The sequence below is a fragment of the Legionella fairfieldensis ATCC 49588 genome (assembly GCF_000621525.1).
GTDB classification, from domain to species: Bacteria; Pseudomonadota; Gammaproteobacteria; order Legionellales; family Legionellaceae; genus Tatlockia; species Tatlockia fairfieldensis.
Genome location: NZ_JHYC01000007.1, coordinates 1 through 19,267 on the forward strand (window position 1 = coordinate 1; position 19,267 = coordinate 19,267).

Consider the following 19,267-nt stretch of genomic DNA (forward strand, 5'->3'; position numbering starts at 1 on the left):
TTTAAAATCTCTAAATCTGGACATTTGAAACATAACCAAGATAGTCATAATCTCGCTAATCGATAAGCTGCAAGCCGGACCGCGCTTGCTTTTTGTCGGGCCTGTTAGCATATAATGTTCACAATGTTTATCTAACTCGTTGCAGAAATCGTCTATTTCGCAGAAAATATTAACCAGCTGGTGCATGTCCATATCACAAATTCCTTTCGTCGGGAAAAAATTGCGATATTACAATGTTCCAGCTACCTTTTTCTATTTCAAAACAAATTAACCTTTTGATCTATAATGCTTTATTAAAGTTTAAAACCCATTACTGGGGTTTGGATAAACTAACTGAAAATCAACAACAGGTGATAGCTCGGCGTTTTGGCTTGCGTGGTCATGAAAAAGCAACGCTTGAAGATGTAGGAAAAGAAATTGATCTTACCCGTGAGCGAGTTAGACAAATTCAGGTTGAAGCTTTAAAAACATTGAGGGGGTTGTTGGAGCGGGTAGGATTAACGCAGGAAGATCTGTTTTAATCCAGATAGGGATAAAGCCAATCGATTGCTTTAAAAATAGGAATGCCTCAAGTGTCATTGCAGCAACAATCTTATTACTTAGGGCCGACTATTTAGAAAGCCCTTTTCCTTTTTCGGGATTTTCAATGTTTTTTAGTGCATTGGCGGTTTTAAACCCAAAAAATCCAAAAATTCGATGAAATCCTAGTGCTTCTCTTACTTCTGAATCCTTTGTAACATCTTCGGTGCCTCTGTTAATAGCATTTTCGAGTGCGGTTCTAATTTTATCTGCTTTCTTTTTATTATTAATCCCAAAAATAGACCTGCTATTACGTTCTAATCGGTCTATTTCTTTTTGTACTTCCATAACATCCGTTCTGGAATTAACAGATAGGTGATTTGGAGCAGCGTTAATGTGTGCCATATTAGGTGATTCATCGGATAGGGTTAAATCAATTAAAGGAAGCGTTTCATCCGAAGTTAAAGCAGTTAATTCCTTAACACTTTTGGGTTGCATCTGTCCCTTTTCATTTACAGAAACAATAAGAGGCTTTGGCAATGGTAGAGTATCTTTACCGTACCGGAATTTGGCACTGATAATCTTAAAATTATTCTCCACAACTTCATATTGTACAATTACTGCAATGCCGTTAGGAGTCCAAATTGCCACAGTATCAGATGCTTCTTTTTCAGTTTCAAACTTTGCCCAAAAACAATGAAAAAAATCACCGGTTTGTAGAGATTTTAAAAGAGCTCGGTTATCGACTAATTTCTGCTCATCACCTGGAATTTGCACTACAGTAAAACTTGGCATAATTATCTCCAAAATAACTTGGTTGATTTAATTATATACAAATAATATTAAGGAATAATTAACTCATGTTACGCACAAAAGGCTCACGAATGTCTCAGTTCACTTGTTACCGAAAGGATGCTGAACCAGATGCCCCAAGGTCTGGGGAAATCGCATTATAAAATCACAGATGGATTTCTCATTTAAAATTATATTCCGTGAACACTTACAATTTAGCTTCGATTTATGGATTTGTATTTTATTTTACCTGCGTACTTACCCATTAAAAACAATAAGTAAAGTACCAGCCTATAATCATTTTTCCCCAAAAAAGTGAGATAAGCCCGGCGAAACAAAGGAAAGGTCCGAAAGGAATAGGGGTATCTGTAGATTTTCCCTGTATTTTTAAATAAATGAAACCTATTATTGCGCCTGTAAAAGAGGCTACTAACAAAATTATTGGCAGTTGTGTCCAGCCAAACCATGCGCCAAAAGCCGCAAATAACTTGAAATCACCATTGCCCATCCCTTTTTTTCCTGTGAGCAAGTAAAAAATTTGCATAAAAAGCCATAGGAACAGGTAAGCTAAAGCACTACTAATTACTGCCTCGGGAAGAGGGGCGAATAGTGATTGAGTATTAGCAATTAATCCTGACCATAGCAGGCTGAGAGTGAGACTATCGGGTAATAATTGATGTTTCAGGTCAATAAAAAAAAGCGCAATCAAAATCCAAATGAAGAAAAGAGTGGCTAACAGCGTTAAATTAAAACCAAAATGTGTAGCACTAAACAATGCAAATAAACAACTTGTAATTTCTATCAGAGGATACAGCGGTGAAATAGGCTGTTGACATGCCTGACAACGCCCTCGCAATAAACAAAAACTTAATACCGGGATGTTATTTCTTGCGGGGATCATGATTTTACAGGAAGGACAAAAAGAGCGAGGGAAAAATAAGTTAATGCGCTTATTAATTGTATAATTTTTATTGAAATAGTCATTCCATTCTGCATAAAGCATATGAGGCAGACGATAAATAATCACATTCAAAAAACTGCCTATTGCCAGGGCTAATAAAGCTAACAACAGGTATGCTAAAGGCAAATTAATTATTTCAAAGGATTGAGTCATTATTTTTACACTACGGAACCGAGTTTAAAAAGCGGTAAATACATCGCAATTATTAGAATACCTACCAATATTCCTACGATTACCATAATAACAGGTTCTAAGAGGTCAGTTAAAATATTGATAGTGTGATTCATTTCTTCTTCATAAAAATCAGCAATTTTAAAGAGCATATTTTCAAGCATACCTGATTCTTCACCAATTGTTATCATTTGAATTACCAAATCAGGGAATAACTTTGTATTTTTAAGTGCAATTTGCATGGATTGTCCAGCAGCTATTTCTTCTCCAAGCGTATAAATAGCTTTTGTATACGCATTGCTGCCAGTAACTCCGGCAACAGTTGTTAACGCATTAACCAAAGGAATACCTGCTCCGAATGTAATAGCAAGTGTTCGAGAAAAACGAGTAATGATAGCGCCTCTAAAGAGGGGGCCAAGTATTGGAATTTTTAATACCATGGTCTCTATGAAGCAGATAAATCCGGATGATTTCTTTTTGGCTAATAATACACTGTAGTTCAGAATAACGAAAAAAATAGCGAGAATTAACCCATAATTTTTAAAGAAAGTGGAGCATTGGATAATTATCTGGGTCAGGAAAGGAAGATCAGCACCAAAACTTTTAAACAAAAATTCAAACTGGGGAACTACAAAGACTAAAAGAGCCAAACTGACCAGGCAGGCAATAGAAAAAACCATAGCGGGATAAATGAATGCTTTTTTAACTTTCTTTTTAATGGTTTCTATTTTTTCTTTGTAGTGAGCGATTTTATTCAGCATTAATTCAAGTTTTCCAGACTTTTCTCCAGCTTCAATCAAATTGCATAGTAGTGTATTAAAAAAAGAAGGATTTTTACGCATTGCTTCCGAAAAACTAATACCGTTTTCCATATTTTTTTTGAGAGAGATGATTAATTGCTTCATTAACCAATGAGACTGGGTGTTAATAGCAAGATCAAAGGCCTGAATGATAGGAATTCCTGCATTAAGTAAAGAGGCCATTTGTTGAATAAAAAAAGTGATATGTCCCGAAGTAATTTTTTTATTCTTTTTAAGACAATAAAGTGCATGGTTTGTAGTTATTTTTTGAGTGATAATTCCTTGTTTACCTAATTCATTTTTAGCCAGGGCAGAACTTGCCGCCTCAATCATGCCTTGCACTTTTATGCCGTTATAATTAATACCTTTCCAGTAGTAGTATTTTTCGGTTTTATTCATAATAGCTAGTTAATGAGAACTCGGTTAATCTCTTCAAGCGTTGTCAGACCTTGTTTAACTTTTTCAAGGCCAGATTGCCATAAAGTTAACATCCCTTCTTTTTGTGCCTGCTCATGAATGGCAGGCGAATTGACCCCTGATATAATCAATTGACTGATCGTTTTAGATACAGGTAAAACTTCAAATAACCCTATGCGTCCTTTATATCCATTAGTACATTGATCACAACCCTGAGCTTGATATAAAAAGGAGGTTTTTACCTCATTTTTGGTATAGCCAAGTTCCATTAAATGTTGTTGCGGCGGATTTTTCTGCAGTTTTTTACATACATCGCACAATCGTCTTGCCAATCGTTGTGCTATTAATAAACTTACTGAATGGGCTATGTTAAATAAAGGGATCCCTAAATTATGCAACCTTGTTAATGTTTCAGCGGCGCTGTTGGTATGTAATGTAGAAAGAACCAGATGGCCGGTTTGTGCTGCTTTAGTGGCAATTTCTGCCGTTTCAGGATCACGAATTTCACCAATCATAAGAGTATCCGGATCTTGCCGTAAGAGGGAGCGCAACGCATTAGAAAACGTCAGGCCAATTTTCGGATTGACATTAACCTGATTAATACCAGGCATTTTAAGTTCGACTGGATCTTCTACAGTTGAAATATTACGTTCAATACTATTTAAAATAGAGAGGGCTGTATAGAGCGACACCGTTTTACCGCTTCCAGTCGGGCCTGTAACAATAATAAATCCTTGCGGTTTGCCGAGAGCTGTTAATACCAGTTTTTCCTGTAAATTATTTAAACCTAATGTTGTGATAGCAAGTTGCAGGGAGCCTGGGTCAAGAATACGGAGAACAATTTTTTCCCCATCAATTGTGGGGCAGGTACTTACCCTTAAATCAATCGTTTTTGATAACGGGTTTGTCATTTGAAAACGACCATCCTGTGGTAGTCGATGTTCTGCGATATTGAGATTGGCCATTATTTTTATACGGGCGTTAATCCGTGCGGCTAATTTTTTTGGAAGAGCAGTTATCCCGGTTAGCAATCCGTCTTGTCGATAACGAATGCGGTAATTATTGTCATAAGGTTCACAATGAATATCCGAAGCCCCTTTAGAGATTGCTTCAAGTAAAATCTGGTTTACAAAGTTAATAACGGGAGCATCATCATAGGTCTCGGATTGTTCATTTTTTATATTTTCCAAATAAACAAGTAATGGATTATTTTGGTTCTTGGGAAAAATTGTATTAATTAATTGTTCAAGTTTATCTGTTTCGGCCACAAACAACCGTGTTTGTAAACCAGTATGAAACTGTATTTCTTTCAAAGCATCCTCGTTAAAAGGATCATCAATTGCTAAAAATAAATAGTGATCACGAATAAAAAGAGGTAATACTTGATGACGATGAATTAATTTATCACTAACCATTTGGGCTGGAATTGAATCAAAATCAATCTCGTCGAGATTAATTAAGGGTAAGTTAAAATATTGAGCCAGTATCCGGGCGAGATTTGTTGCAGAAAAAAGTTTAGTTGTTACTAAATAACGTAATATACTTTGCTGGTTAAGCGCCGCTTCCTGTTGATAACGAGATGCCTGATTTTTATCCATAAAATTGGCTTGTACCAATAATTGACTAATCCCCTGCAAGGATTGCCTTTCTGCAATAGTTAGCATTGTTCCGTAATGTAAGTTGAACTTTTTGTCCACTATAAACAAAAAGAAAGGAAATTGCACGATAAATTTTGTGGCGTAGTCAAGTGCTTCATGTACTGTTTCGCAATAAAGATCTCTATGTACGTTTAATTAAAATTTTGAACTTTGAAAGTTCTTTTCATCCCGCTGGCTCTATGGTAAAAAATAATTTAACTTATTTTAGTCATGGAGCACATGTTTGTCTTTAAATGCTGAGAAAAGTAAATTCCGTGCTCTTGATAATTGGTTTAATTCGCCTCAAGGAATTGATGTAGGTGATGCCTTTACCACTGAGTTATCTCACTTGAATGAGTTTCTCTATGGTGAAACTTTACTTCAATTGGGTCATTGCAGCACTAATCCTTGGCTGAGACCCCTTCATTACAGTCATAAATGGTGCGCAACACCTTACACTGATCCCTTGTCTACCTTAGTGACGTCCTTCAATTATCTTCCTCTTGCCAGAAATAGTGTGGATTGTATTATTGCGCCACTTACCATGGAGGCATTTAACTATAAAAAAAATCCCATCGATGAATTAGACAGAGTTTTGAAGCCAATGGGTTATGTGGTTTTTTTGGGTATTAATCCAATGAGTCTTTGGGGGTTATTCGTTCGTTTAAAACGCTATTCTTGTTTTGGTCCATTAAAGGGTCAACCCATGTCCGTTTTTTTTATTAAACGAGCTATGTTGCATCGTGGGTATATTCAATGTAACTTGTCTGCTTTTTATTACATTCCCCCTGTATCAACCGAAAAATGGGTCCGCAATCTCCACATTCTAAATGAATTAGGTAAAATGATTTCTCCTTGCCCTGCTGGATTTTATTGTCTTGTTATGCAAAAAGAGGAGGAAGCCCACCCTGATATTTTATCTGGCGCGATTAAAGCAAAACAATGGGAAAGGGAGGGCGCCTTGCAACCTACTTATCAATCTGACACAACAGTATTTGAACAGTCCTGGTAACATTCGGTATAATAGCTTTTGATTTATCTTGGGGTCAGGGTGTATGTCAATAAAAGAGCCGTTATACCGTATTACTTTTGCAAATCAGGAAGCTGTTTATGAAATTTATGCACGAAAAGTATCTGAGAGCGGAATGTTTGGTTTTCTAGAGGTTGAAGAATTTGTTTTTGGTGAAAATACGTCTTTGGTAGTTGATCCTTCTGAAGAGCGTTTAAAAGTAGAATTTAGTAATATAAAACGTACTTACATCCCTCTACATGCTGTTTTTCGAATTGATGAAGTGAGCAAGGAGGGTGTTGCAAAAGTGCGCGATAAGTCCAAAGAGGAGGGGAAGGTAAGTCTCTTTCCCATTCCTAATAAACGTCAAGATTAACAATCCACTGCACAAGTCATTACTTAACGTGAAGGTATTTATGTCTATTCCAGATAAAATTAAACAAGTTTATGAAAATTCGAGTTGTTTATATACTACAAGAGAGGTCGAGGCTGCATTAGATCGTATGGCAATTAATATTCATGAACAACTTCATGATAAAAATCCCGTCCTTTTATGCGTTATGATTGGTGGGTTAGTGCCGATGGGCAATCTGCTACCCCGTCTGGATTTTCCTTTGGAAGTGGACTACGTCCATGCTACACGTTACCGCGGACAAATCAAGGGCGGAGAATTGCATTGGAAAGTGAGACCCTCTCTTGATTTAACTAATCGCACCGTTTTAGTGGTTGATGATATTCTCGATGGCGGTGTAACTTTGGCAGCTATTATTGAAGAAGTTAAAGCAATGGGAGCCGCGGAAGTTTATTGTGCTGTTCTGGTAGACAAACACCATAAGCGCGTGCCGAATGGTTTAAGCAAAGCTGACTTTGTTGGCTTACAGGTTGATGATCATTATATTTTTGGTTATGGCATGGATTATAATGAATACCTTCGCAATGCACCGGGAATTTTTGTGGTTGCGCCGGAGCATGAATAATACTCCTGATTGCTTATTAAATATTAATTTGCATTAGTTCATTTGCGAAATCCTGCGTGCCGTAAACAGGCGCGGTACGTAGGGTTACAGGCGTAAGTTGTAGACGGAAATGCCAGTTTTTTGTCCAGCATAAAAGAAATGTATTAAAGAGATTTTAATTAGAATGATTGATCAAAAACAAAGTGAATTAGATAAAATAATTCCTGTTATTGCAGAATACTTAACTGCTAAAGAGACTAAAGCATTAAGCAAGGTTTCAAGTTCTTTTTATAAATTAATGCAAGAGTATAATAGTTTTTATAATAAATCTTTAAAATTTCAAATTTGGCAGGAGGATGTTTGCAACGGATTGCACAAGGCTGTGGATAATTTTAAACAAAGCCAGAGGATAAAATTTTTTGATAGAAGAAATTCCTATTTATCAACGGTCAAATATCCTATATTATCCAACTTTTTAATAGTTAACTTTTCTTTAATGGCCAACTATTTTGGTCTAATTAATATCAATGTTGATGCTTTTTTAATAATAGTAGTACTATTACTCATATGTTTCCTTATTTATAACGGAATAGACGTCAATAACAGATTGAATGATAATCGTCAGAATAGATTGATAACAAACGATACTGAAGCTGAATTTAAGCAATTTATAGAACAATATTTTGAGGGATTTGTTTCCTTTTCTCCTCTCAAATCTCTGTTGTATCCTACTGCCTTTAGAAAACTTTTTTATGGGAAGCCAACTCTTAATGAAGCGCTTGGAAGACTCACGGAATGTTTTGAGCGTTTAAAGGCTGATGCTTCTCAGTTTAATAATTATTTATTTGCTCTTCCACCTATAAAAAGAGAGTGTTTAAGAATTCAGGAAATTCCTGATAATTTAAAAAATCATGCTTATAATATAAATTTGATGTGGCGAGAAAAAAATGGTCAATCATTATTCTATCCAGAAAAAGAAGTCCCTTCACAACAATCTCTCCCTATGACGTCAACTTAAAGGCTAATTTTTATTAGCTATGTCCATGGCTAGTTCGTGGATCCCTGATTGACATACATTCGGATAAGCCGTGGAACTTAGGTATTCTTCTTAAGCATTTACTCATGAATCTCTGGCAAATTTTCCGAGATTTGTAATTTTATTATGCAATTTTTCGCACGGGAAATTCATTTAAAGCAGTGGATATTTGTTTGTATAGTTCCGGGAGCCAACGGGGTTGGGCAAAATTTGTAGTGGCTGGTTTCCCTTTCCGTAGATCGTTAGGCGCGATGATTATTTTAATGTGGCTTAGACCTACACGTCGGGCGAGTAAAAACAATTGATCGATAGCTCTATCGCCTACGGCCAAACATCCGACAGAGACTGATTTGCCATGAATAAAAATATTGTTTCCCAAATGCCTGCGGCCTTCTTTACTGGCTTGTAAACGATCAAAATTATTAGGGTAGTTAATCATCATGGATAAATGCATGCTACTGAAAGGATTAAAAGTTACCAAGCGATATATCCCCTCAGGGATTTGTCCATCTTTTTCTTTTAATTTAGGTCCCAAACGGCCGCTAAAAGCTGTGAGAGGATAGTTACGTATAAAACGCCAGGTTTGGTTTTCATTTTTTGCCCATAACTCCAGCTGTCTTTCTTTCTTGAAAGCCAATAAAGCCATTTCTTTCGGAGGATAGGTCACTTGAGCATTGGTAAAAAATCGAATAAGTTCGGGTTCTGTTCGTAGCCCATATTTATTTATAGCATGGTCAACTGCTTTATCCCAATTTAGTTGAGGAGCCATACAAAATGAGGATGAAGAAAATAGCAGGGAGAATACTATAAATACGCTACGTATTATCATTTTATAAAAAAATTCCCTTATGTTAAAAACAAACATTTAATCAAATAATTAACAAATTAGTGGGGTTATAGTTTCTTATTCATCCTCCGCCTTTGCGAAGCGTATGACAACGTTTTTTCCTGTACTTTTTCAGGATTTCACTTTGCTGGCATGATATTTCATAACAATAAGAAAAACAAAACCTATTGTCAATTGAGGAGCTTTGAATTCTTATTTTTGGAAATAGTCGTCTGTAACTGCGTGGGTAATTGTTTAATGATAAAGTCGGGAGCAGTGCTTAACTGACCTACCGCAGGTAATAACCCATAATGATTGGGACACATGAATTGAATTTTATTATCAGAATCCACCTTATAAAATACATAGCGGTAGGTGCAATAGGGCTGTTTGTTAAAGGTAGCAACTTGTAAAATGGGAGTACCATCCAGCCTATTTTCTACAAACGTAGCATTTATCCAGAGGTTTATCACTAAAAGGATGCCTCCGGTTATTAATCCTGCTGAAAGAAGTCCAGAACTATAACGTAAGATTTTGTTTTCTGTTCCATTTATTGAAGTCATTAACAAACAAAGAATAGAAAAAATGAGAACAATTAAATTAAGTGAATAAATAGCGGCATGTTGATAATTAAAATAACTGCCTAAAATTTCGCCCCCCGATGCGCGGTAATGTAAAATCAGAGCAATTAAACTCAGCCATAAAGCCACGATAAGATAATTTTTACGCTGTAGTTTAATACCAACAAATAAGATTACCACTCCCAGCATAGGGAACAATGAGTGTATTGTTTCCAATAAATTAATCATCAATTTGTCCTTTTTGCGAGCAACAATGGTTGAAGGGAAGTTTATACAAGAATGCAAACCTTACTTGATTCAAACACAATAGTGAACGAGCCGGTTTCAATCAATGTAGTTTAACTCAGTAAAATAGTATTTAAAAGTCAGGTTAAACTTTAACTCCTCCTGATAAGTTAACCTTATTTATCCTCTCTTATCAAGAGTAAAACCGGTTCAACATCAATAGGTAACTGTTGATTGGAAATCTTTGGAGGTAAAGAAATGCGTCTTTGTAAAAAGACAGAGGGGAGGGCGGAACTTAGGTATGAAAGTGATGCACGCTTAGGTGGCGTGGGGGATTGTTTAAACTTGTTTGCCTTTACAAAAAGAGGATGAATGGAACCAATCCATAGAGGTTGACGAAAATGTTGTAAATGATAATTGGAACGCCAGATTCTTAATATTTGTATAGAATTGTCATTAGCTGATTCATAAGTCATGACAAGTACAGGTTTTCTGTTTAAGTAAAGCTGAGCCATTAGCGGTGATTCTTGTGCGGATTTTTGGCCACTGACACGAGTCAGAATAGTATTAAATAAAGAGTCGTTTTGTTTTTTCCAACCATAAGTAGTCAGGGAGTCCTCAAGATTGTTAATTTCTCCCGCATATTGAATATTAAACAGGCTAATCCGATGTCCAATTCGATTAGTATGATAAATAGGAAGTATAGGTTTGGTTTGATTCCACCAAAGCTCATCGGTAAAAACATATTGAGCAAAATAAGGCTGATGATTCCGTAGAGATTGAGAGTAGGTGAGAAAACCGGAAAGGAGGCTTGCCAAGAACAGTAACAATAAAATTGATAAAGGAATATAAATTGAACAAGTCATTGATGACTTATGGCGACGGTATAATATCCAATGAAACAAAGCAATACTTAAACCGCATAAATAAGCGCCCAGAGAGTCTGTAAGCCAGTTATCTCCCAGGTAGATCGGTGTAAAACCAGCAAGGAACAGGGCCGATATCAAGGTGGTTTTTATAGATCGATTAAGCCGGGTCGGACAATAGACATTAAGATAAAAAATAAAAACCAGAAAATTTGCTGTCGCAAAAGTCAACTCGATAACAGGAAAGGAGCTACCTGTTTCGGTGTCCATAAGTCCTTGAGGACGAGGGCTGTTTATTAACAAATGGGCAAACACAAGAACAAAAAAGCAAAAGGTATTAAGGCTTAAATAATAGGCTAATGAACGCCAGTCATGATAATAAATTGCCAGAAGAACAATGGAGAGAGCTAAAATAGTTAGGGTGACGGGGCTTGTTATTTGAGCCACAAAGATAAAAAAAATGTCAAAAGAGTGTGTTCGCAGGCTCTGTAAAAAAAGATGAACAGGCTGATTAATAGTTACAATACAAGTGCCGGAAAAAATAGAAATAATAAGTAAAAATAAGAGGGTTATACTTAAAATAAGGGCAATAAGAAAAGCAGCCGTTGCAAAATGATTTTTTTCGTTAAAGGGTGACAGTTTTTTTACTATTTTAGCCAGGAAACGGTTGTTTGCTGCCCATAGCCAAAAGTTATGTAATGCGGTTCGGACTAAACGGTTCATATGGATAATTAACCATTTAAGACCTAAACTGGTCAGCCACATTGCAGCCAGCAGAAGTAAGATTAAAATAAATAATCGAGTGGATGCTTCCGGAGACAATTCGTTACTCGCTGTGCCAATTAAAACCCCGGGTAATACGTAAAGCACCGCCCAACCGACCGCCGAAAATATATTGGCCAGAAAAAATCGCCAATGGTTCATGTGCATCATGCCGGCAATGACGGGAATAATGGAACGCAAAGGGCCTACGAAACGGCCAACCAATACACTTTTACCGCCGTGTTTTGCAAAATACTCTTTGCCATATTCAAGTAAGGCAGGATAACGTTTGAAGGGCCAAATCTTGCTAAGACGATCACTATAAGCATAACCTAATATGTAACTTGAGCTATCACCAGCTATTGCTCCTAATGTGGCGGCTATAAGTGTCAAATCAATTCGCATTACTCCGGAACCCGCGAGAATACCAATGGCCGTCATAGTGACCGAGCCTGGGACAATACTGCCAATAATAGCTAATGATTCTGTCAGCGCGATGAGAAAAGTAATCAATAATGCCCAGTGAGGGTGGTCATGAAGCCAGAGAGTTAATGGTTGAATATAGTCGGAAAATAAATGCATGATGATCAGTATTCAAATCGGGATAAGAATGCTTCAGCAAAAAACTGGCCAGTATTAGTGATGCTTGCTTCTGGATCATAATGGCTAATTTGTGTCATTTCCAGATTAGCAAAGCCACAAGGGTTTATACCTCTAAAAGGCGTTAAATCCATAGCCACATTAAGAGCAATACCATGATAGGTACAGCCATTTTTCACACGTAAGCCAATAGATGCAATTTTTTTATCATCGACATAGACCCCTGGTGCACCACAACGCGCCAGTCCTTTAATGTGATAGTTTGCTAAAACTTCAATTAATATCTGTTCCAAAGAATTCACCAAAGTCCTTATTCCCAAATGTCGTCTGCGTATGTCCATCAAAACGTAAGCTACCAGTTGGCCGGGACCATGATACGTAACCTGTCCCCCTCTGTCTACCTGCACTACAGGAATATTTTCAGCGTTTAAGATGTGTTCCGCTTTTCCTGCCTGACCTTGAGTATAAACAGGCGGATGTTCCAATAACCATAGTTCGTCAGCGGTATCTTCATTCCTTGATGAGGTAAAACACTTCATCTGTTCTAAAATAGTCAGATAAGGCTGAACCCCCAGGTTACGAATAATAGTCATTACAGAACCATCTTGATATCAGGATGTGCAGTTAATTCCCGATAAAGCGCATCAAGAGTGTCTTGATTATGAACATATACAGTAGCCGTAATCGATAAATAATTACCTTTCTGGCTTTCTTGATGAATAATTTTCTCGTCAGGTGTATTGGGAAAATGCCGGCGAATGATTTCTGTAATTTCCCTGGCGAAATTCATTGTTTTTTTGCCGATTATTTTTATAGGGAAGTTACAGGGAAATGTGAGTAGCGAGTCATTTTCAGTCATGATTATTTTCAATTAATTGTTGATATTGTATATTAATTTTTTCCCAATATGGCCCCCCACATCCTTGTCCTACAATAGAGTTATTAATTTGTGTTACCGGATAGATTTCTTTTGTAGTACTGGTTATCCAGATTTCTTTAGCGTGAAAGAGGGCTTCACTGGGAATATTTTCTTCCTGTAAAGACCAATTCATGGATTTGATCAATTCAATGGTCACTTGACGGGTTACGCCTGGCAGGCAAAGATTGTTTAAAGGCGGCGTGCAAATTCTATTTTGTGAATCGACTAAAAAAACATTACTTGAACTTCCTTCCGTTAAAAAACCATCGCGAATTAAAAGAGCGGTATTTGCTCCGGCGGATACTGCCTCGTCATTTAATAAAATATTGGCTAACATAGCGGTAGTTTTAATATTGCAGTGCAGCCAACGCGTATCTTCTACAAGCCTGACATGTAACCCTCGTTGTTTTTCCTCCAGAGAAGGGTAGGGTAAATGAAGCGTATAGGCAATGACGGTAGGTTCTATTTCACTGGGTATATCATGTTTGCGTATCCCCTGATTACCTCGTGTAATCTGAAGATAAATCTGCAGATCACCGCGCCCGTTGCGCTCAATAAGTTCCTTAAAAAGAGCTTTCCAATCCAGTTTAGGTTGAGTAATTCCAGTGTTTTCCAAACTATAGGCCAGTCTTTTTAAATGTTTGTCCAAGCGAAAAAGACGGCCTTTATAAACAGGAATAACTTCGTAAATGGAATCACCAAACAATAAGCCTCGATCAAAAACTGAAATTTTGGCATCAGAGGCAGAGTAGTAATTCCCATTAATATAAACAATACCAGTCATGTTGTCCTTCAAGCGTTAAACCACAAACGGATGGAATCTTTGATACGTGTAAAAATACCACCTTTGGAAATATCTTCAAGCGCATAAACCGGATAATTAGCGATAATATTATTATCAAACTGAATAACCAGTTCGCCCACTTTATCTCCTTTGGCAATGGGTGCTTGCAGATTTTTGGGAATCCTCGTGTTCATGTTAAGACGTTGGTATTGCCCATTAGGAATGGTAACAAATTGATCTTCTCGCATACCTATAGGAAGTTTGTTTGCTTTGCCTTTATAAATGGGTATTTCTGCAATGGGTTGACCTGCTTTATAAAGTTCATGGGTTTCAAAAAAACGAAATCCATAATTGATTAACCGTTCACTGTCATCAGCGCGCGCCGATTCACTGGGAGAACCCATAACCACAGCTAACAGACGCATGTTATCTCGTTTGGCAGAGGAAACCAGACAGAAGCCGGCATCGTTAGTGTGGCCTGTTTTTACCCCATCGACCTGGCTATCCCGCCATAATAAACGATTTCGATTGGGTTGACGTATGCCATTATAAGTAAACCATTTTTGTTTATACCAGTGATAATATTGAGGAAAATTATTGATCAAAGCGCGGCCCAATATTGCTAAATCTTTCGCAGTTGTATAAAGATTATTATCAGGTAAACCGGTGCTATCTGTAAAATGACTGTTGCTCATGCCTAGATTTTGAGCTTGTTGATTCATTATTTCTGCAAATCCGGCTTCACTGCCTCCTAGGTGCTCAGCCATTGCAACACAAGCATCGTTGCCAGAGTCCACTATAATTCCCTTAAGAAGATCTTCAATACTTACCTGATCACCCTCTTTTAAAAACATACGTGACCCGCCTGTTTTCCATGCTTCACGACTAATGTGAACATTATCAGTCAGGTGAATTTGTTCATTGTGCAATGCATTGGAAATAACATAGAGAGTCATCATTTTGGTTAAACTGGCTGGAGGCAGTTTTTCATCACTGTTTTTTTCAGCAATAATCTTTCCGCTATTGACATCGATCAGGATATAGGCTTTTGCATTAAGTACAGGAGGAGAAGGGATAATAAGCGGTTTATTTGAAATAACAGAAGAAAGAGGCGTATTGCCTGGCAGACTCGATGGGGGTAAAACATCGCCAGCATAAAGGGTACTGCATTTAACCAGTAGAAAGGTTAGTAAAACTGGCTTACTAAAAAAAAACGATAACGTCATGGTTTGTCTACTCATTATTACAAAATGTACCCATTTTATCATAGCCTTAATCACGCCACCATTGCCATTCAGCAGTTTATTTTCCTTTTTATTGTTGCAGTAGCGAGGTGAAAAAATGGAATGTTAAAATCTTGGGTAACTTACGCATTTCTCCTGCAAGTCATCTTGAAAGTTATCTGGAATTCGATTGGGTTAATTCATGATTGGGATTTTCTCTTAAGTAAATTGATGAGGCAAGTTGAGAATAGATTCCTGTTTTCACGGGAATGACTCAAATCATACAGAAAGGGGTTGATTTAGAGAAAAAAGCCCCAATTTATAGCCAGGTTTATTTCAGAAAAAAATAAATATATTTTAAATTGCTTTATTTTTTGTATATATTAAGAGAAAAATAGTCTATTGAGTGGAAGTATGCGTTGTTTTTATTTTATATTCTTTTTAGTTTTTTTAGCAGGTTGTGCAAATAAACCCGGTTCTTCTGATTCTAAAACTCATTCGATGTTTAATCAAGGAAAAGTTTCTACAGTGAGTCATTTGCCTAACGGGAAAGATGGTGCTCCTCCCGGTCCTATTCCTGTTTTATTTAAAGAACCAAAACCTAAAAATGAAGCATTAAGTCGTTATGGCAATCCGGGTTCCTATGCTGTTGATGGACGTACTTACCGGGTAATGAGAAATTCCGGAGGTTATAAAGTACGTGGTATTGCTTCATGGTATGGGACAAAATTTCATCGCAAAAGAACATCCAGTGGGGATCGTTATGACATGTATGCAATGACAGCGGCCCATAAAACATTACCCTTACCTACTTACGTGAAAGTAAGAAATTTGAATAATGGTCGGGAAGCCATCGTAAAAGTAAATGATCGAGGACCGTTTCATAGTAACAGAATTATTGATTTGTCTTATGCTGCAGCGGCAAAGTTAGGTGTGTTTCCTAAAGGAACGGCGCCCGTTGAAGTTGAGGCACTTACGAATAGCCGGCATGCAGCACATTATTATGTACAGGCGGGCGCTTTTAATTCAGAACAGTTGGCTCATTTATTACAGAAAAAATTAGTAAAACTGACCTCGTCACCTATCATTATTGAGAAATATTCAAAACGTTTTATCGTTAAAGTTGGTCCTTTTGCTAACAAAAACGGGAGCGATAATTTAAAAAGAAAATTAGCTGCCAATGGCGTAAAAGGCGCTTTTTCATTGCTCCAATAGTGTGGTTACTGATTAACATAATCCTGGCTATGTGTGGAATCGATAATTACCCTTGTTCCTTTCATGCCTCCACCCGGCAGATCAACGAATTCTTCGTTTAACCATCTGGCATCTTCAGTGAACATTCTTATACAACCATGACTTGCTCGATAACCCGGTACTTCTTCGCTACCATGCAAGGCGTAACCACGAAAAAAATGCATACAAAAAGGCATCTCCGCACCTCCATTATCACCATTAGCCCTTCGGGGAAAAGCTGTTGAGATACATTCACCATCCTGTTTGCGGATAATACGATAAGAGCCGGTAGGCGTTTCGCAGCCTCCTACTACTCCATGACATTTATCAGAACCTGAAGAAATAGGTCCCCACCATAATAATTCACCGTCTTCATCATAAGCTCCCCAGGCTAATTTTTTCTGACTGATATAAATAGTCTTTTCTCCTCTCGCTTCAATATAACGAGGAAAAGGTGAAACATCATAAATAGTCAATCGATCCAGATTATGAGGAACGGCGATAATCATCCCGGCTCTTAAACGTATGTTCATACGATTAATGCGCCGAACAATATCTTTCAATTCAGGATCAGGAAATAGACTTTTCCAGCTTTGACCGTTTTTTATTTTAATACAGAAGTAATCAGGATCGCTGCAAAGGTTTTCTCCATAACGTGTGTGTGCCCAAACGGTTGATATCAGAGAGAATACAGTCAGGGCTGTTATTAATACCAGCCGTTTTATCATGATCACCTCATCTCAAAGACTGATGATTATTTTAACGGCAGGAAGATGGAAAACTTTACAAGAAAAAGGGGGTAGAATCAGCTTAATTCATAAAATAAACGGGTAAGCGAGGTTAATGATGTTAATTTATTAGGTTTACTCTGGCTTTATCCCTTGCCAGCCTTCATGAAGTTCAGTCAGCAATTGATTAGCCTCTGTTAATAGATCCATATCGTTATGGCGGTTTGCTTTTAATAAGATTTGCATAATATAGTCATATAATTTATTTAAATTGTCTGCAATTTCACCGCCTGATGCCAGATCAAGATTGGTTTTGAGGGCACCAATTATACTGATTGCCTTGCTAATATGCGTCCCTTTTTCACTGATTTGTTTGCGCTGTATATATCCCTGAGCAATTGCGATATTAGACCGTGCACCTTGCAGAAGTAAATGAACTAACTCATGAGGTGGTGTTGCTCCCATACGCGTTTGTAGTTCTATAGACTTATAATGATTATGTGCATTATGGTACGTATTTTTCATTACTAGCTTCTCTTGTTGGGATTAATAGAAGGTAAATTATCCAGTTGTCTTGATAAAAACTCACTGGTAGCCTGCATAGAGGATAACAATGTGTCCAAGGCTGAGAATTGTTTGGTATATCGTTGGGATAAAGTAATGGCTTTGAGTGCTAATTGTTGCCGATCGTTATCAATGTCCTCTAATGACGTGTTGATTTGATTGATTCTGTTCGGTAAATTACCTTGCGGATTTATGTAATTGTCTATTAACTGATTGAATAAGACAGCCAGACCGTCTGTTATAGTGATAGAACCTCTGTCACCTGAGCTTCCTCCTAAAACAGTTAAACCAAGCCCGCTGAAATTGCCGGTGCCATTGAGTTTAACTCCGTCCGGAGAGGTAGCCCTTACACCGTCAATAGTACCTGCCAGGAGATTGCCTGGTATAAAATCAGTAAGCATCAAACGATAGGTCCCGGCTGGTACTTGCTGGCCTGCTGAGGTGACGTGAATAGCAGGATCGGTTGCTTTTGCGGTTTTGGCAAAAAGAGTTACGATTGCTTCATAATTGTCAGCAAGTGCCTTATTGAAGATTTCGCCATCCATAACGAGTGTACCCTGCAAGTTTGTTTTGATGCCAATGTCCATGAGGCTGTCTATTGGTCCGTCTACACCTTTTAAAGCCTGGCCAATTAAATTGGACAGGTTGAACTTTAAGGAACGTATGCCAGAGTCACCTTGCATGGGACTGCTTTGTTTTGTTTCAGGATTGTAACTGGTCAATGAGTTGAGTGTGGTCATTGTTTCATTGTATTGTTTAATAAATTCATTAACCATGGTGGTAACTTGTGATTTATTATTTGTAACTGACAAATTAATGGTTATCCCTGGTTGCGCTGTCAGCAGATTGAGATTGACCCCTTCAATAGCAGTTTTTAACTGATTAGAGCTTTGGGTTAACAAAAGTCCATTAATGTAAACCTGGCTGTCTTTGGCAGCTACGGTCTGAGTGAGTGAATTAACACCTGCGGTGGGGTCATAAGCAAGCGCAGATAATCCTGAAGAATCCGTATTATTGCCATCGTTATCAACCACTGAAATTTTCATGGCCGAGGCTTCGCCTGTATTGGTGCTGACAAGGGTTAGTCGTGCGCCTGTGTTGTCTTGCACGATACTTGCACGGACACTGGAATTACTATTGTTGATGGCATTTTGTATAGCCAGTAAATTATCCTGGCCAGGCAAAACAGTTATTGTTACCTGATCCTGGTCAGGATTGGCTGTAAAAATAGTATTGTCACTACTATAAGTGCCAAAATCAATGGTTATCGTACCACTACCCAGTGGTGTGGTTGAGTTGGCTATGGGCGCAGAGGCAAGGCTATGCTGTGTTGCCAGTTGTTGAATTTGAATTTGATAATCACCTCCTGCTACCGTATTGTCTGTAATAGACGCAGTAAGGGCTTTCGTGTCGCTGACGTTTGTTGTTAAAGAATGGTATTGATGAGGATCACTGAGTTTAGCAAGAGATGATTGTAACTTTGACAGAGAGCTTTTAATTTGACCCATCGCTGATAGTTGGGTTGTTAATTTTGCTTCTTGTCTATCCAATCTATCTTTTGCGGGGGTAATATCTGCTTTTACTAATGATTCAACAATGGATTTGACGTCCAGCCCTGAACCTATTCCGGGAGAAGATATACCTGGCACGATGAAAAT

19 protein-coding genes and 2 pseudogenes are annotated in these 19,267 nt (G+C 37.7%); 6 read left to right on the plus strand and 15 right to left on the minus strand.

What is annotated here, in order from left to right; genetic code table 11:
* Nucleotides 1-192: pseudogene (locus T345_RS15285) on the minus strand (IS982 family transposase); the annotation flags it as partial.
* A 128-nt stretch (nucleotides 193-320) separates the two neighbouring features.
* Here T345_RS15285 and T345_RS0101650 point away from each other — a divergent pair.
* Nucleotides 321-521 (plus strand): annotated as a pseudogene (locus T345_RS0101650) (sigma factor-like helix-turn-helix DNA-binding protein); the annotation flags it as partial.
* Nucleotides 522-609: 88 nt separating this feature from the next.
* Here T345_RS0101650 and T345_RS0101655 read toward each other — a convergent pair.
* From T345_RS0101655 to pilB, 4 genes are all read right to left on the minus strand, one after another.
* Nucleotides 610-1,314 (minus strand): hypothetical protein, encoded by a 705-nt coding sequence (locus T345_RS0101655; protein ID WP_028387807.1) that lies wholly within the window; start codon nucleotides 1,312-1,314, stop codon nucleotides 610-612.
* A 262-nt stretch (nucleotides 1,315-1,576) separates the two neighbouring features.
* Nucleotides 1,577-2,425: a prepilin peptidase gene (locus T345_RS0101660; protein WP_028387808.1), complete on the minus strand. Its 849-nt coding sequence runs from the start codon at nucleotides 2,423-2,425 to the stop codon at nucleotides 1,577-1,579.
* 5 nt (nucleotides 2,426-2,430) lie between these two features.
* Nucleotides 2,431-3,642 carry a type II secretion system F family protein gene (locus T345_RS0101665; RefSeq protein ID WP_028387809.1) on the minus strand — a complete coding sequence of 404 codons (1,212 nt, stop codon included), beginning with the start codon at nucleotides 3,640-3,642 and terminating at the stop codon, nucleotides 2,431-2,433.
* A gap of 5 nt (nucleotides 3,643-3,647) precedes the next feature.
* Entirely contained in the window at nucleotides 3,648-5,324 is a 1,677-nt protein-coding gene (pilB, locus tag T345_RS0101670; protein ID WP_028387810.1) for a type IV-A pilus assembly ATPase PilB, read from the minus strand.
* Between the two features lie 217 nt (nucleotides 5,325-5,541).
* Between pilB and T345_RS13285 the strand changes: the two genes are divergently transcribed.
* The 4 genes from T345_RS13285 to T345_RS0101695 all read left to right on the plus strand — a co-directional run bounded on the left by T345_RS13285 (nucleotide 5,542) and on the right by T345_RS0101695 (nucleotide 8,280).
* The gene (locus T345_RS13285) at nucleotides 5,542-6,309 is read left to right on the plus strand and encodes a class I SAM-dependent methyltransferase (RefSeq protein ID WP_051555083.1); all 768 of its coding nucleotides are present in this window, start codon (nucleotides 5,542-5,544) and stop codon (nucleotides 6,307-6,309) included.
* Between the two features lie 43 nt (nucleotides 6,310-6,352).
* The gene (locus T345_RS0101685) at nucleotides 6,353-6,682 is read left to right on the plus strand and encodes a DUF1820 family protein (protein WP_028387811.1); all 330 of its coding nucleotides are present in this window, start codon (nucleotides 6,353-6,355) and stop codon (nucleotides 6,680-6,682) included.
* Between the two features lie 40 nt (nucleotides 6,683-6,722).
* Nucleotides 6,723-7,283 (plus strand): hypoxanthine-guanine phosphoribosyltransferase, encoded by a 561-nt coding sequence (locus T345_RS0101690; protein ID WP_028387812.1) that lies wholly within the window; start codon nucleotides 6,723-6,725, stop codon nucleotides 7,281-7,283.
* 163 nt (nucleotides 7,284-7,446) lie between these two features.
* Nucleotides 7,447-8,280: a hypothetical protein gene (locus T345_RS0101695; protein WP_028387813.1), complete on the plus strand. Its 834-nt coding sequence runs from the start codon at nucleotides 7,447-7,449 to the stop codon at nucleotides 8,278-8,280.
* Nucleotides 8,281-8,422: 142 nt separating this feature from the next.
* On the opposite strand, the gene T345_RS0101700 is transcribed toward T345_RS0101695, so the two are convergent.
* From T345_RS0101700 to T345_RS0101730, 7 genes are all read right to left on the minus strand, one after another.
* Nucleotides 8,423-9,127, minus strand: a complete 705-nt coding sequence (locus T345_RS0101700; RefSeq protein WP_242604560.1) for a L,D-transpeptidase family protein — start codon at nucleotides 9,125-9,127, stop codon at nucleotides 8,423-8,425.
* A 188-nt stretch (nucleotides 9,128-9,315) separates the two neighbouring features.
* A complete protein-coding gene (locus tag T345_RS0101705) occupies nucleotides 9,316-9,933 on the minus strand; it encodes a hypothetical protein (protein WP_028387815.1) in 618 nt (205 codons plus the stop codon).
* A gap of 173 nt (nucleotides 9,934-10,106) precedes the next feature.
* Nucleotides 10,107-12,140 carry a VTT domain-containing protein gene (locus T345_RS0101710; RefSeq protein ID WP_035917956.1) on the minus strand — a complete coding sequence of 678 codons (2,034 nt, stop codon included), beginning with the start codon at nucleotides 12,138-12,140 and terminating at the stop codon, nucleotides 10,107-10,109.
* Nucleotides 12,141-12,145: 5 nt separating this feature from the next.
* Nucleotides 12,146-12,751 carry a lipoyl(octanoyl) transferase LipB gene (gene lipB / locus T345_RS0101715; protein ID WP_028387817.1) on the minus strand — a complete coding sequence of 202 codons (606 nt, stop codon included), beginning with the start codon at nucleotides 12,749-12,751 and terminating at the stop codon, nucleotides 12,146-12,148.
* Nucleotides 12,751-13,017, minus strand: a complete 267-nt coding sequence (locus T345_RS0101720; protein WP_028387818.1) for an HP0495 family protein — start codon at nucleotides 13,015-13,017, stop codon at nucleotides 12,751-12,753. Before T345_RS0101720 ends, lipB begins: the two co-directional genes overlap by 1 nt.
* Nucleotides 13,010-13,861 carry a D-amino acid aminotransferase gene (locus tag T345_RS0101725; protein WP_028387819.1) on the minus strand — a complete coding sequence of 284 codons (852 nt, stop codon included), beginning with the start codon at nucleotides 13,859-13,861 and terminating at the stop codon, nucleotides 13,010-13,012. Before T345_RS0101725 ends, T345_RS0101720 begins: the two co-directional genes overlap by 8 nt.
* Before the next feature lie 8 nt (nucleotides 13,862-13,869).
* On the minus strand, nucleotides 13,870-15,102 hold the full coding sequence (locus T345_RS0101730; RefSeq protein ID WP_028387820.1) for a serine hydrolase: 1,233 nt from the start codon (nucleotides 15,100-15,102) through the stop codon (nucleotides 13,870-13,872).
* Nucleotides 15,103-15,498: 396 nt separating this feature from the next.
* Here T345_RS0101730 and T345_RS0101735 point away from each other — a divergent pair, with 396 nt between their 5' ends.
* Nucleotides 15,499-16,299 (plus strand): septal ring lytic transglycosylase RlpA family protein, encoded by an 801-nt coding sequence (locus T345_RS0101735; protein ID WP_028387821.1) that lies wholly within the window; start codon nucleotides 15,499-15,501, stop codon nucleotides 16,297-16,299.
* A 5-nt stretch (nucleotides 16,300-16,304) separates the two neighbouring features.
* Here the strand turns inward: T345_RS0101735 and T345_RS0101740 are convergent, their stop codons facing one another.
* The 3 genes from T345_RS0101740 to fliD all read right to left on the minus strand — a co-directional run bounded on the left by T345_RS0101740 (nucleotide 16,305) and on the right by fliD (nucleotide 19,258).
* A complete protein-coding gene (locus T345_RS0101740) occupies nucleotides 16,305-17,045 on the minus strand; it encodes a L,D-transpeptidase (protein ID WP_035917958.1) in 741 nt (246 codons plus the stop codon).
* Between the two features lie 135 nt (nucleotides 17,046-17,180).
* Nucleotides 17,181-17,570, minus strand: coding sequence for a flagellar export chaperone FliS (fliS, locus tag T345_RS0101745; RefSeq protein WP_028387823.1), 390 nt, complete (start codon nucleotides 17,568-17,570; stop codon nucleotides 17,181-17,183).
* 2 nt (nucleotides 17,571-17,572) lie between these two features.
* Nucleotides 17,573-19,258 carry a flagellar filament capping protein FliD gene (gene fliD / locus T345_RS0101750; protein ID WP_035917960.1) on the minus strand — a complete coding sequence of 562 codons (1,686 nt, stop codon included), beginning with the start codon at nucleotides 19,256-19,258 and terminating at the stop codon, nucleotides 17,573-17,575.
* Nucleotides 19,259-19,267 lie beyond the last annotated feature (9 nt).